This is a genomic window from Brevundimonas sp. AAP58 (assembly GCF_001295975.1).
Taxonomy (GTDB): domain Bacteria; phylum Pseudomonadota; class Alphaproteobacteria; order Caulobacterales; family Caulobacteraceae; genus Brevundimonas.
This window is the reverse complement of sequence record NZ_LJHU01000071.1, coordinates 15,174-27,523: the sequence shown is the minus strand read 5'-3', so window position 1 is coordinate 27,523 and position 12,350 is coordinate 15,174. Positions and strand designations below refer to the sequence as shown.

At 67.3% G+C, this 12,350-nt stretch carries 10 protein-coding genes; 3 read left to right on the top strand and 7 right to left on the bottom strand.

The features are described from left to right. Positions 1-130: 130 nt before the first annotated feature. Together IP78_RS09875 and IP78_RS09870 are read right to left on the bottom strand one after the other, a co-directional pair. Positions 131-490: a phage holin family protein gene (locus IP78_RS09875; RefSeq protein ID WP_054111511.1), complete on the bottom strand. Its 360-nt coding sequence runs from the start codon at positions 488-490 to the stop codon at positions 131-133. Between the two features lie 29 nt (positions 491-519). Then, positions 520-1,215: a TorF family putative porin gene (locus IP78_RS09870; protein WP_054111510.1), complete on the bottom strand. Its 696-nt coding sequence runs from the start codon at positions 1,213-1,215 to the stop codon at positions 520-522. Positions 1,216-1,321: 106 nt separating this feature from the next. On the opposite strand from IP78_RS09870, the gene IP78_RS09865 reads away from it, so the two are divergent. Together IP78_RS09865 and IP78_RS09860 are read left to right on the top strand one after the other, a co-directional pair. After that, positions 1,322-2,959 (top strand): ATP-binding protein, encoded by a 1,638-nt coding sequence (locus tag IP78_RS09865; protein ID WP_054111509.1) that lies wholly within the window; start codon positions 1,322-1,324, stop codon positions 2,957-2,959. 69 nt (positions 2,960-3,028) lie between these two features. Continuing rightward, positions 3,029-3,337, top strand: a complete 309-nt coding sequence (locus IP78_RS09860; protein WP_054111508.1) for a CsbD family protein — start codon at positions 3,029-3,031, stop codon at positions 3,335-3,337. 69 nt (positions 3,338-3,406) lie between these two features. On the opposite strand, the gene clpA is transcribed toward IP78_RS09860, so the two are convergent. From clpA to IP78_RS09845, 3 genes are all read right to left on the bottom strand, one after another. Beyond that, positions 3,407-5,719, bottom strand: coding sequence for an ATP-dependent Clp protease ATP-binding subunit ClpA (clpA, locus tag IP78_RS09855; RefSeq protein ID WP_054111507.1), 2,313 nt, complete (start codon positions 5,717-5,719; stop codon positions 3,407-3,409). Between the two features lie 13 nt (positions 5,720-5,732). Then, complete coding sequence (gene clpS / locus IP78_RS09850; protein WP_029415498.1) at positions 5,733-6,065, bottom strand: ATP-dependent Clp protease adapter ClpS; 333 nt, start codon at positions 6,063-6,065, stop codon at positions 5,733-5,735. Positions 6,066-6,208: 143 nt separating this feature from the next. Beyond that, positions 6,209-6,700 (bottom strand): phasin family protein, encoded by a 492-nt coding sequence (locus tag IP78_RS09845; RefSeq protein WP_082384947.1) that lies wholly within the window; start codon positions 6,698-6,700, stop codon positions 6,209-6,211. 285 nt (positions 6,701-6,985) lie between these two features. On the opposite strand from IP78_RS09845, the gene IP78_RS09840 reads away from it, so the two are divergent. Continuing rightward, entirely contained in the window at positions 6,986-8,515 is a 1,530-nt protein-coding gene (locus tag IP78_RS09840) for a serine hydrolase (protein ID WP_231680980.1), read from the top strand. A gap of 4 nt (positions 8,516-8,519) precedes the next feature. Here the strand turns inward: IP78_RS09840 and IP78_RS09835 are convergent, their stop codons facing one another. Next, positions 8,520-8,951, bottom strand: coding sequence for a hypothetical protein (locus IP78_RS09835; protein WP_054111506.1), 432 nt, complete (start codon positions 8,949-8,951; stop codon positions 8,520-8,522). A 38-nt stretch (positions 8,952-8,989) separates the two neighbouring features. Continuing rightward, positions 8,990-12,205 (bottom strand): discoidin domain-containing protein, encoded by a 3,216-nt coding sequence (locus IP78_RS09830; RefSeq protein WP_054111505.1) that lies wholly within the window; start codon positions 12,203-12,205, stop codon positions 8,990-8,992. Positions 12,206-12,350 lie beyond the last annotated feature (145 nt).

Below are 12,350 nucleotides of genomic sequence, written 5' to 3'. Positions count from 1 at the left end.
CAGCGATAGGTCTGGGTCGTATGGGGGCTGCCGTCGGCCATCGGGTGGATCCTTCGCTCGTGTTTTCGCGTCTCCGCTTATCGCGTCACACAGCCCGGGAGAAGATCGACCAACGGATCACGAACGCGCATCAGTCGCGGCGTCGGCTCTCGTCCGGGATGGCCGAGCCGGCGACCCAGCTGACCAGCCCCGTCACGATCGCGGCCCCGACGCCGGCCCACAGCCCGTCGACCTCGAAACCGCCGAGCACGCTTGCGACGAGGCCGATGGTCGCGGCGTTCACCACCAGCAGGAAGAGGCCAAAGGTGACGACCGTGAGCGGAAAGGTCAGGATCACCAGGATCGGTCGCACCACGGCGTTGACGATACCCAGCAGCACCGCCGCCGCGATCAGCGACCCTGTCTGAGTGAAAGCCACGCCCGGAACGATGTAGGCCGCCAGCCACAGGCCCAGCGCCGTCACCACCGCCTGGAGAATAAACCTAATCATCGCCCTGCCCTTTCATCCGGGACGCGATCCTAGAAAGTCGCGAAGACGCTGGCCACCACAGTTCCGTCGTCCGCGTCGCTGTCGATCCAGTCCAAACCGAGCGTCAGACGACTGACCGGAGCCTTCAAGCCGACGGACCAGTCGGTTTTGCCGTCAGGAGCGACACTGCCATCTTCATGGCCGAGGCGGGCGTTCAGGGACAAGGGCCAGCCGTCAGGAGCATAGTCGACACCGGTCCAGACATAGGTGTTGTCCTCATTGCCCAGCGCGTTCTGTTCGGGGGCCCAGGCGAGGCCGGCGGACAGCGTCACGGGACCGACGGCGCGCTCTGCAGAGAGCGGGAATTCGACGTAGTTGACGCCCTGGCCACGCGGATACTGGTAGGCCTCGACGCCGATGTCGAAGACGTAGCCCAGAGCCTCGCCGGACCAGCCGACACCCAGCGTCACCTCGATCTCGGCACCATTGCCCGAGGCGTCCAGCCCGTACTCCTCGATGGTCGAGACCCAAACAAAGCCGTAGAGGCCGGAGCCCGCGTTCCAGGCCGTGACACCGCCCTGCACGGCCGGGTCGGTGCCCGACAGGCTCGCTCCCCGGAAGCGATAGTCGGTGACGACGCCGATCTCGCCCTCGACGGACCAGCCCGAGCCGACGTCCTGGGCGGAAGCCGCCGGGGCGCTCAGGAGCAGGGACCAGGACGCGGAGATCAGAAGCAAACGGCGCATGCGAACCTCGGAGTTATTGCGTGAACTTGGGCCACGAGACCGTTACGAAGCCTTTACCATCCGGGTTCACGGCATCTTTCGCAGTGATGGCGCACAGTTCAGCGTCATGACCCTCGCGCCCTCTACACAATCCACAGGCCTGCGCGGCATCGTTGGAGCCGCGATACTGGCCGGCGCACTGATTCTGATCGGCGCGGGCGGACTGATGCTGTTCGCCGCGTCCCGACTGGACGCCATTCAGGCGCAACGCGAGGCCGTTCTCGTCGAACGTCGGCTGGAGCGGCTGCAGACCCGGATGATCGAGGACGTGGTCTCGGCCAGCGTCTGGAACGATGCTGCGGCTGCGATCGAGCGGGACGACAAGGAATGGATGCAGCTTAATTTCGGCGATTACTACGCCGATTACATGGATCACCAGACGACCCTCGTCTTGGACGGTGACGGTCGTTTTCTGGCAGCTTCGATCGACAGCGAGCCGGTCACCGAGGCCAATGTGACTGCGCTGAAACAGGCGGCGGAGGCCCTTGCGGCGCAGGTCGCCGCCGAAGCTGCCCTACCCAAGAATCGAGCCGCTTTGGCGCTGGATGCTGTGGCTAGTGCAAGCGCGCTTATCCGGATCAACGGCGTTGTGCACCAGGTAGTCGCCGCCAGCGTCGTGCCGGAAGACGCCAGCGTGAGCCGCGCAGCTCGGGACCCAATCGTCGTGTCGGCCCGACCGATTTCCTATTTCATGCAGTCGCTCGAGGCTGACCTGGCGATCACATCGCCCCGGTATGAAGCGACAGCGCTCAGCGGGACCGGGAGGTTCGTACTCCGCGGGCTTGACGGGGCGGCGCTGGGACACGTCCACTGGATGCCCGCGAAGCCCGGCATGGAGGTGATGCTGCAGGCGGTGCCCGTGTTCGTGCTGCTGCTGCTCCTGCTGAGCGGGGCAGGCGTCGCTCTGATGAACAGGCTCGACAGCATCACGCGTCGGCTGGCAGCGTCGGAGGCCGGGTTGGTCGAGGCGCGTGATCGGGCGGAGGCGGCAAATGAAGCCAAGACGCGGTTCCTGTCGAACGTGAGCCACGAACTGCGAACGCCGCTGAACGGCGTGATGGGCATGGCAGAAGTGCTGGCGCTGGGGCCGCTGTCGCCGCAGCAGCAGGCGCATCTGGCCATCCTGAAGGCGTCGGGTGCCGATCTGTTGCGTTTGATCGAACACCTGCTGGCCGTGACGCGGCTGGAGCGTCAGTCGGAGGCGGTGCCCGAAGTGGAGGACTTCGACCTCGGTGAGTTGCTGACCCGCGCGGTCGAGGCGCACCGCGAGACGGCCGAGGTCAGGGGGCTGGAACTGGCGATGACCTGCACGGTCAGGGGTCTGCGCACAGGCGCGCGCGGAGCGTTAGACCAGGCGCTCGCCTATCTGCTGGAGAACGCCCTGACCTATACGGACAAGGGGTCGGTGCGTGTCGACGCGTCCGAGCATGGCGGGCAGGTGCTGATCACCGTATCGGACACGGGCATCGGCATCAGTCCGGATGTGCTGCCGCGGCTGTTCGAGCCGTTCGTTCAGGGCGACGAGTCGATCACGCGAAGGTTCGAGGGTGCCGGCCTGGGGCTGTCGATATGTCAGGGTCTGGTCGTCTCGATGGGCGGGCGAATTCATGTGGACAGCAAGGTGGGGCGCGGTTCGCGGTTCACGGTCAGCCTACCCCTGCCGAGGGCGGCTGTGGCGGAGCGTCGCGAACGCATCGCGGCCTAGGAACCTTGGCCATCAGATTGCGCTTAGAGGGTCAGCCTCCCCGGGCGTCATCCAGAGAAGGAGATCATCATGACCGACGAACGTATAGAGGGTGCCGTGACCGGCGCGAACGGCAAGTTGAAGAACGGCATCGGACGCCTGACCGGCGACACCAAGCTTCAGCTTGAAGGCAAGTTCGACGAGGTGAAGGGCAAGGCGCTGGACGCCTATGGCCGCGCCATCGACAAGCTGGACGAGCTGTCGGAGCGCGCTCCGGCCGATCTGCGCGAACCGGTCCGGACGGGCCTGGACTTCGCCCGCAGGAAGCCGCTGCTGACCACGGGCATCATCGCGGGACTGGCCTTCATCCTGGCCGGTTCGGGCCGCCGTCGCCGTTGATCGACGGCCACTGAACGAACGAAAGGCCCGGGATCACTCCCGGGCCTTTTGCTTTGGTGATCAGGCGGATCAGACCGCCTCGCCGTCGACCGTCTCCTTGGCGGGCGCGCCGGAGGTCGGGGTGATGTCGAAGGCGATCTTTCCGTCCTTCAACTCCACCCGCACATGGCCGCCGCGCGTCAGCCTGCCGAACAGGATGTCGTCGGCGAGCGGCTTCTTGATGTGCTCCTGGATCGTCCGGGCCAGGGGTCGGGCACCGTAGAGCTCGTCGAAGCCGTTCTTGGCCAGCCAGTCGGTGGCGTCGTCGGTCAGGGACAGGGTGATGTTGCGGTCCGCTAGCTGGGCTTCCAGCTGCAGCACGAACTTGGTCACCACCTGGCGGATGGTCTCAGAATCCAGCGCCTTGAAGGCGACGATGGCGTCCAGACGGTTCCTGAACTCGGGCGCGAACAGGCGCTGGATGGCCTTATCGTCCTCGCCCTCGACCTTGCCGCGACCGAAGCCGATGGAGGCCCGGGCGTTGTCGGCCGCGCCGGCGTTGGTGGTCATGATCAGGACGGTGTTCCTGAAATCGACCTTCTTGCCGACGGCGTCGGTCAACATCCCGTTGTCCATGACCTGGAGCAGGATGTTGTAGACGTCCGGGTGCGCCTTCTCGATCTCGTCCAGCAGGACGACGGCGTGCGGGTGCTGGTCCACCGCGTCGGTCAGCAAGCCCCCCTGGTCGTGGCCGACATAGCCCGGAGGCGCGCCGATCAGCCGGCTGACGGTGTGCCGCTCCATGTATTCCGACATGTCGAAGCGCAGCATCTCGATGCCGAGCGTCGCCGCCAGCTGCTTGGCCACCTCGGTCTTGCCCACGCCGGTCGGGCCGGAGAACAGGAAGGCGCCAATGGGCTTTTGCGGATCGCGCAGGCCCGCGCGGGCCAGCTTCATGGCCGAGGAGACCTGCTCGATCGCCGCATCCTGACCGAAGACCGCGCGATTCAGGTCGTCCTTGAGCGCCTTCAGGCTCTCAGTGTCGGACTTGGAGACCGACTTCGGCGGGATGCGGGCCATCTTGGCGATGACAGCCTCGACCTCCTTCTGGCCGATGACCTTCTTCCTCTTGGATTCGGCCAGCAGCATCTGCGACGCGCCCGCCTCGTCGATGACGTCGATCGCCTTGTCCGGCAGCTTGCGGTCGGTCATGTAGCGAGCGGACAGTTCCACAGCAGACCGGATGGCCGCGTCGGTGTAGCGCAGCTTGTGGTGGGTCTCGTACGAGCTCTTCAGCCCGCGCAGGATCTTCACCGTGTCCTCGAGCGTCGGCTCGTTGACGTCGATCTTCTGGAAGCGACGGACGAGCGCCCGGTCCTTCTCGAAGTGCTGGCGGTATTCCTTATAGGTCGTGGAGCCCATGCAGCGCAGGCTGCCGGACGCCAGCGCGGGCTTGAGCAGGTTGGACGCATCCATCGCGCCGCCGGAGGTGGCGCCGGCACCGATCACCGTGTGGATCTCATCGATGAACAGGATGGCGTCGTCGTGGTTCTCGAGCTCCTTCACGACCTGCTTCAGCCGCTCCTCGAAATCGCCGCGATAGCGGGTTCCGGCCAGCAGAGCGCCCATGTCGAGCGAGTAGATGGTCGCGCCCTTCAGCACGTCCGGCACCTCGCCGTTGACGATCTTGCGGGCCAGGCCCTCGGCGATCGCGGTCTTGCCGACGCCGGGTTCTCCGACCAGCAGCGGGTTGTTCTTGGTCCGGCGGCACAGGATCTGGATCGAGCGTTCCACCTCGGCCATGCGGCCGATCAGGGGGTCGACCTTGCCGTTCCGCGACTTCTCGTTGAGGTCGACGCAGTAGGCCTCCAGCGCCTCTCCGCCCGACTTGACGGCGGCGGCATCCTCGGCCTCCTCCGGCGACTGGCCGGCGGCCTTGGCGGGACGGGTCTCGCCCTGCCCCGCCTTCTTGGCGATGCCGTGGGCGATGAAGTTGACCGCGTCGTAGCGGGTCATGTCCTGCTCCTGCAGGAAGTAGGCGGCGTGGCTCTCGCGCTCCGAGAAGATGGCGACAAGCACATTGGCGCCCGAGACTTCTTCCCGGCCGGAGCTCTGGACGTGGATCACCGCGCGCTGGATCACGCGCTGGAAGCCGGCGGTCGGCTTGGCGTCCTCGCCGTCGGAGGTCGCGAGCGCGGCGAGATCCGTGTCGACATAGAGGGTCAGGGCCGTCTTCAACGCCGTCAGATCGACGTTGCAGGCCTTCATCACCGCCCCGGCGTCCGGGTCGTCGACCAGGGCCAGAAGCAGGTGTTCGAGGGTGGCGTACTCATGCCGGCGCTCGTTGGCATAGGCCACGGCGCGGTGGAGGGTCTCTTCGAGAGGACGCGAAAATGAGGGCATGGGGAGGTTCCTCTCAGTCCTTTTCCATCGTGCATTGCAGGGGGTGCTGGTGACGCCGCGCTGTCTCAACCACCTGGGCGACCTTGGTTTCGGCCACTTCGTAGGTGTAGACGCCGCACACTCCGACGCCATGCTGGTGCACATGCAGCATGATGCGGGTCGCGTCCTCGCGGCTCTTCTGGAAGAACCGCTCCAGCACATAGACGACGAATTCCATCGGCGTGTAGTCGTCGTTGAGGATCAGCACCCGATAGAGCGAGGGCTTCTGAAGCTTGGGCTTCGTTTCGGTGACGGTGGCGGCACCGATGCCGCCACCGCCTTGTTCGCCAGGTCTTCTCGTCGCCATTCTCGGTCCGTCGGGGAGTCGAGGGATCAGATAGGCAATGATGGCCGGATTTGAAGGCGCGTCCAGTCACGGCTTCGCGTGCGCATGCGAAAGGGCCCCCGGATCGCTCCGGGGGCCCTCGTTACGCCAGGATATCGTCAGGCTTAGCGGGCGGCCTGGAACTTCTCGACGGTCGCGGTAACGCGCTCGTTGATCGGCTTGAAGCTGTCCTTGACCGAGGCGGTCAGGGTCTCGGTCATCTTGGTGACTTCCGAGAGGTGGGTTTCCATCGCCGACTTGGCGAAGTTGGTCTGCAGCTCGATCAACTCCTGGATGGAACGGGCCTGGGCCATCGACTGGGCGGCGGCGACGCTGTTTTCCCAGCTGGTCTTGCCGTAGGACAGGGCCTGGGCCGACAGAGCCTCGGCACCCTTCTGGGCGGCAGTGGCCGAAGCGGTCAGGGCGTCGAGATTGGACTTGGAGTGAGCGGCCAGCTCGTTCAGCGAGGCGGTGGTCTTTTCCATGCCTTCACGCACAGCCTTGACGCCAGCGGCCTGGACGGTCTCGGCCTGTGCCTTGATCTGTTCAGCCTGGACCTTGGCAGCGGCCTTGGTCTGCTCGACAGTCTTGGTGATGGTCTCGGCGGTGTCAGCCATTTGTAATCTCCTGAACCTCGTGAAACGCGGTTGATCCGCGCGAATCTGTTCACCCCTGCTGAGGCGATGGACTGCATATGGTGCAAGTGCGAAGTGGGGTCAAGAGATTTTTGTGCAGCGCACAATACCGGTGCGGACGCCGTTCGCCCATCGGGGTTCATCCGTTCAATTCCGCGTTGACGTCTGCTTAACCGACATGAAACCTGCAGTCCTCATGCTAGGGTGACACGTGCGTCGCGCCCGGGGGGCCGTCGTCGCGTCACCAACGAGTGAGGCTGTTTGCCGATGATGCATCTGCTGCCGAAAGGGTCCGGGTTCGATCTACGCCGCCTGGTGGCTGTGCTGGCGATGCTGTCTTTGATGCTTGGCAGCGGCTTTGGCGTCTGGAGCCAGGTGCAGGCACAGTCGGGCGAGAATACTCGATATGCGGCGATCGTCATCGATGCCACGACCGGCGAGGTCCTGTTCGCGCGTCACGCCGACAGCCGTCGATATCCGGCATCGATCACCAAGGTGATGACGCTCTATCTGGCGTTCGAGGCGCTGGAGCGCGGGCAGGTGCGGCTGGATGATGTGCTGACCGTGTCGCCGCTGGCAGCATCGCAGCCGCCCTCCAAGCTGGGGCTCGCTGCTGGCCAGACCATCCGGTTGGACGACGCCATGCGGGCCACCTCGGTGCGCTCCGCCAACGACATGGCCGTCGTCATCGCTGAACATATTGGTGGGTCAGAGGCTCGGTTCGCTTCCATGATGACGCTGAAAGCCCAGGAACTGGGCATGACGCAGACCCGCTATGTCAACCCGAACGGCCTGCCCGACAGCCGCCAGCTGACCTCGGCGCGCGATCTGGCGATCCTGGCGCGCGCAGTGATGCGGGATTACCCGCAGTACTATGCCTATTTCGGTCAACACGACTGGGCGTTCGAGGGGCGCGACTATCGCAACACCAATGGCCTGCTGCATTCCGGCGACGGTTATGACGGAATCAAGACCGGCTTCACCAACGCCTCGGGCTACAATCTGGCGGCATCGGCGGTGCGCGACGGGCGCCGCCTGATCACCATCGTGCTGGGCGGACGATCCAGCGCGACGCGCAACGCCCATGTCGCGGAGCTGATGAACACCGGCTTCGAAGTCGAGCGTCGTCGCGCGGCCGGAGAGCGCATCCAGGTGGCCCAAGCCTTCTTCGAGGCGCGTGGCTTCGGAATCGGCGGACCTGATACGGGCACGCCGGTGGCCTATGCGTCGCTGAACGGTGCCCCGACCTCGGCGGCCGATGGTGTAGGCCAAGGGTCCAATGCCGTGGCTTATGCCTCGCTGCCGGCCGCGGCTGCGCCACAGCCGACGGAGGTGTCGAGCACGCCGCCTGCGGGATATACTCGCGCCACTCCCCTGCCCCCGCCGCCAATCGAACGAGCCGAAGCGGTTCCGGCGCGGACGACGGGTAGTCTGACCGCAAGCCTGAACAGCGGCGTGGCGGGAACGACATCATCGCTGAACCGGAACGACGCGACGACAACCTCGCGTCCGGCAGCGGCGGCGAATACCCGGCCCGCAACGCCGACCCGACCGACGGCCGAGCGCTGGAGCGTGCAGGTCGGGGCATTCCGCGATGAAAGCGTGGCGCGCGAGTGGCTGACCGAGGTCAACCGGCGCTTCCGCAGCCAGTTCTCCAACGCCGAGCGCACCGTGGCCTCGGCGGCGGGGTGGCACCGCTCGCGCTTCACCGGCATGTCCGAAGCCGCCGCACGCGCAGCCTGCGAGGCGCTGGACGCGCGCCGCGTGACCTGCATGGTCGTCCGACCCGGAAACTGAAGACTCAGCGTTTGCGGAACCGGGCCGCTTCGGCGGCGAGGCCGGAACCCCATACATCGCGGGTTTCCGACGGCTCCGGCACGAAGGGGGCGTCCGGCAGCCGACCCGCGGCGCCGCGCAGCGCCAGGGCGAGCGGTTCGGCCATCTGTCCCAGCATTCTGAGAGGTCGACCCTTGGCGTCGCAGACGTCCCAGCCTTCGACCTCAAACACATCGACCTGTTCCCGGGGCGAGAGACGTTCGACACCGTCCCAATCTTCGGGCCGGGGCGCGGCTTCGGCTTGGGAGCCTGTCAGACCGAACAGGTCCATCAGGCAGGCGTCGACCGCGGGAAACTCATCCCGGCGGGTGGGATCGGCATAGCCCGGCTTCATCAGGGCCCTGGCCTCAAGGTCGGCAACACCGGGCAGGTCGATCAGGCGGCGGAGTTGGGTCATGAACTCTGTCTAGCTCCGGGCCTGATCCGATGGAACCGTCAGCGCAGCTCGATCCGGCGCGCGCCGGCGGGAATGGCGAGGTCTTGGCCCGTCCAGGCGGCGGCGCGGCCGTCGATGCGCACGCGTTGCGGCAAGGCCTCGTCCTGCGGCCAGCGCAGGACGAAGCCGCCAGAAGGGTTGGCTTCGTCCGTCAGGGTCAGCAGCGTGACCCCGGCCCGGCGGCGCAGGGTATAGGACAGGTCGCCGTAGGGCGTGCGGACATTGCGCAGGCCGACGCCCGTCGCGCTGTCGATCCAGCGCATCGGCACCCCCGCGGCGAGGATCAGGGCGTTGTCCGTATCGCGCTCATGCACGAACAGGTCCAGCGCCGAGCGGATGTAGTCCGAGCTGATCCAGGCGTGAGGCATGTCGCCGATGAAGCGCGGCTCTCGCAAGTCGCGGCCGACGACCTCGGCCCAACCGTTCCACGCCGCGGGGCGCCGGTCGGCGAAGAAGAAGTCCAGCGCCTCGAGCGCCCGGTCGCGCTGCCCGAGGCGGACGAGCGCGCCGACGTTTCGAAGCTCATAGGGGGTGTAGTCGCGCCACGCCGCGCGGTTGGCGGCGCGGGCCTGGAAGTTCGCCCAGTAGCGCTCGAAGGTGTTGATCAGCAGGGTCTGGGGCAGGTCGGCCTGAAGGCCGCCGGGCGACAAGCCGATGGTGGTCGAGGTGGCGTCGAAATCGCCGCGATCCGCTGCGCCCGCGATCCAGTCGATGCCGTGATGGGCGGCGGTGGCCTCGATCGAGGCGAGGACGTCGGTCAGGAACTCGCGCCGGGCGGCCTCGTAGCGGTCGGCGGCGGCCGTGTCGCCCAGCGTGCGGGCGATGAAGACGGCGTCACGGTAGCCGAGCAGGCCCCAGAAACTGTCCCAGTTCGAATAGGCCGGGCGGTCCGAATAGCCCTCGTGGCTGATCGACGGCGGCAGCAGGCCGTAGAGGTGGCGGCGATCCGGCGTCTGGTTCTCCGGCGTGCGGGTCTGGGCGCGGAGCTCGTCCATGTAGCGGATGGCGCCCTGGACCTGGGGCCAGACGGCGCGGAGCTGGGTCTCGTCGCCGGTGTAGCGATAGGTCTCGGCGGCGAGGAAGACGAACTCGCCGTGGCTGTCGTTCTCGGGCACCGGGTCGGCCCCGCGCTCATCCACGCAGCAGGGGACCTTGCCGTTGTCGAAAACGAAGGGGGCATACCAGGCGAGGTAGTCCTGGCTGAGCGCCGCGTGGCCCAGGCGGTTCAGCCCCTCGGCCATCATGGCCCCGTCGCGGATCCAGGAGCGGTTGTAGCTGCGCGTGCCGGGCTGGAGGATCGGCCCTTGGCGGGACATCAGCATGTGCGCCAGCGAGGACTTCATCGTATCCTCAATCCGCTGGGCCTCGGGCGGCAAAATAAGGTCGAAGCGGTCGAGTTTCTCGCGCCAGGTGGCGGCGATGCGTTGCTGGACTGTATCGAGCGCCGCCTCGACCGAGCCGGTCGCGGGCAAGGCGGGGCGGACGCCGGCGAGCGCGGTGACCCAGCCGACGGTGCGGGTCTCGCCGGGCTGGAGGGTCACCGTCCAGGTCAGGGTGCCGGACATCAGGCCGGTGCGGTCGGACTCGACCATGGCGTCGCGGCGGGCGTCTGGGCCTCGGGCCAACAGGCTCTGGGGATCGGCGCCGGCGTGGAAGGTCGAAAGGCGCGCCTCGTCGGGCCGGACCAGGGGGCGGATGCGCAGCGCGTCGTTCAGAATCAGCTCCGCGCCGTTCCACTGGATCTGCTCCAGGGGCGAGGCGCCGCCGGGGACGGCCAGGAACTGGACCGGGCCGTTGACCTGTATCGGGCGGGCCATCAGCGCGAGCGTCAGGGTGCGCGGGCGCAGAGAGGTGTTGGTCAGGTCGTAGCGGCCATAGAGGGACGCGGCGTCGGGGGAGCCCTCGGCCATGGCGGTGACCCGAAGCGTCCAGTCGTCGTGGGTCCAGGTAACGGTCGGGATGGGCAGGTCGTCGTCGACCAGGCCGTGCTCGATCCGCGCGTCGGCCCAGGTGACGACCCGGCCATTGTCCAGCACGAAGGGCTCGATAGACGGGCCGCCGCGTTTCAGTTCGATGGCGCCGTCCTCGGAGATCAGGCCGCTCTCGCCGCCGCCATCGACGCCGACGAGGGTCCAGTAGGGCTGCTCCCCCCGGAAACCGCGCGGATAGAGGCCCCGGCGGCTGCGGTCGGCGATGGCGGCCAGGAAGGCGGTGCGGCTCTCGCCGAAGGACAGGGGCTCGATGCGGAGATCGGCCAGGCCATAGGCGGCGGTCACGCCCTCGCGCGCGCCGAAGCCGGCTCCCATCTGGCCTGAGGCCGGGGCGGGCTGGGGTTCGATGAGGTCCAGGCGGAGCCAGCGGGCCGAGGCCTCGGTCGTCATCAGCCAGTCCACGCCGCCGTCGGAGCCGTCGACGCGGGCCAGTTCGCGCCACTGGCGGCGGTCGGACGAGGCCAGCAGGCGGTAGCGGGCAGCAGCACGGCCCTCGACCCAGGTCAGGGTCAGGCCGCCGAACTCGCGTTCGTAGCCGAGGTCGAGCGTGAGGCTCTGGGCGCCGGCGCCCTGCGTGGTCCAGGCCGTGCGGGGGTCGTCGTCGACGGCGAGCGCGGCAACGCTCTGGCCCTGTTCGCTCGACGCCTCGGCAAGCGGGCGCGGCGGGACCGAGGGCTCGGGCGGCAGGGTGCGCAGCGTCAGGTCGTCGATCTCGATGAAGCCGCGGCCGCCCTCCCCGGCTGTGACGACGAACTCGATCCGCTCGGCACCCCGGAAGGTGCGGTCAGGGTTGGGGCCCCAGGCCCAGACGATCTGGCGGCGTTTGATGACCACCTCGGTCCAGTCTCCGGGGAAGTCGTAGCGCGTCAGCTGGCGCCAGTGGACGTTCTCGCCGGACGCGTCGGTGAACTTGATCTCGAAGGTGTTGATCGGCCCTTCGCCCCGGACGCGGAAGCGGATCTCGTAGTTTTCGGGGGCGTCGAACGACAGCGAGCGGGCGGCGAAGGCGTAGCCGGATCGGCCGTTGAAGTCGTAGTCCAGTCGCATCGCCTGGCCGCGAGGGGCGTCGACGGCGCGGATCGTCGAGGAGACGTCGGTGGAAGCGTCGGCGGTCCACGGCGACAGATCCTCGAAGGCGTCGAGGGTGCGGGTGGATTGAGCCTGGGCGGCCGGGGCCAGACCCAGCATCAGAACCAACACGATCCACGCGATGATGCGCGCCATACTCAAACTCCGCTCATCCCGGCGAAAGCCGGGACCCAGTGCTGTGGGCGCTCCGCTGTCAGCGCCCGGATTAGTCGCCGATCCCGCCCACCGTGCCTCGCGAAAGGACTGGGTCCCGGCTTTCGCCGGGATGAGCGGAAAAGGG

What these genes read in the sequence shown, in the direction of transcription:
- IP78_RS09870 (WP_054111510.1), bottom strand. Translation starts at nt 1,215, where the DNA reads ATGCGCCGTTTGCTTCTGATCTCCGCGTCCTGGTCCCTGCTCCTGAGC.
- IP78_RS09835 (WP_054111506.1), bottom strand. Translation starts at nt 8,951, where the DNA reads ATGACCCAACTCCGCCGCCTGATCGACCTGCCCGGTGTTGCCGACCTT.
- IP78_RS09840 (WP_231680980.1), top strand. Translation starts at nt 6,986, where the DNA reads ATGATGCATCTGCTGCCGAAAGGGTCCGGGTTCGATCTACGCCGCCTG.
- IP78_RS09860 (WP_054111508.1), top strand. Translation starts at nt 3,029, where the DNA reads ATGACCGACGAACGTATAGAGGGTGCCGTGACCGGCGCGAACGGCAAG.
- IP78_RS09865 (WP_054111509.1), top strand. Translation starts at nt 1,322, where the DNA reads ATGACCCTCGCGCCCTCTACACAATCCACAGGCCTGCGCGGCATCGTT.
- IP78_RS09830 (WP_054111505.1), bottom strand. Translation starts at nt 12,205, where the DNA reads ATGGCGCGCATCATCGCGTGGATCGTGTTGGTTCTGATGCTGGGTCTG.
- clpA (WP_054111507.1), bottom strand. Translation starts at nt 5,719, where the DNA reads ATGCCCTCATTTTCGCGTCCTCTCGAAGAGACCCTCCACCGCGCCGTG.
- IP78_RS09845 (WP_082384947.1), bottom strand. Translation starts at nt 6,700, where the DNA reads ATGGCTGACACCGCCGAGACCATCACCAAGACTGTCGAGCAGACCAAG.
- IP78_RS09875 (WP_054111511.1), bottom strand. Translation starts at nt 490, where the DNA reads ATGATTAGGTTTATTCTCCAGGCGGTGGTGACGGCGCTGGGCCTGTGG.
- clpS (WP_029415498.1), bottom strand. Translation starts at nt 6,065, where the DNA reads ATGGCGACGAGAAGACCTGGCGAACAAGGCGGTGGCGGCATCGGTGCC.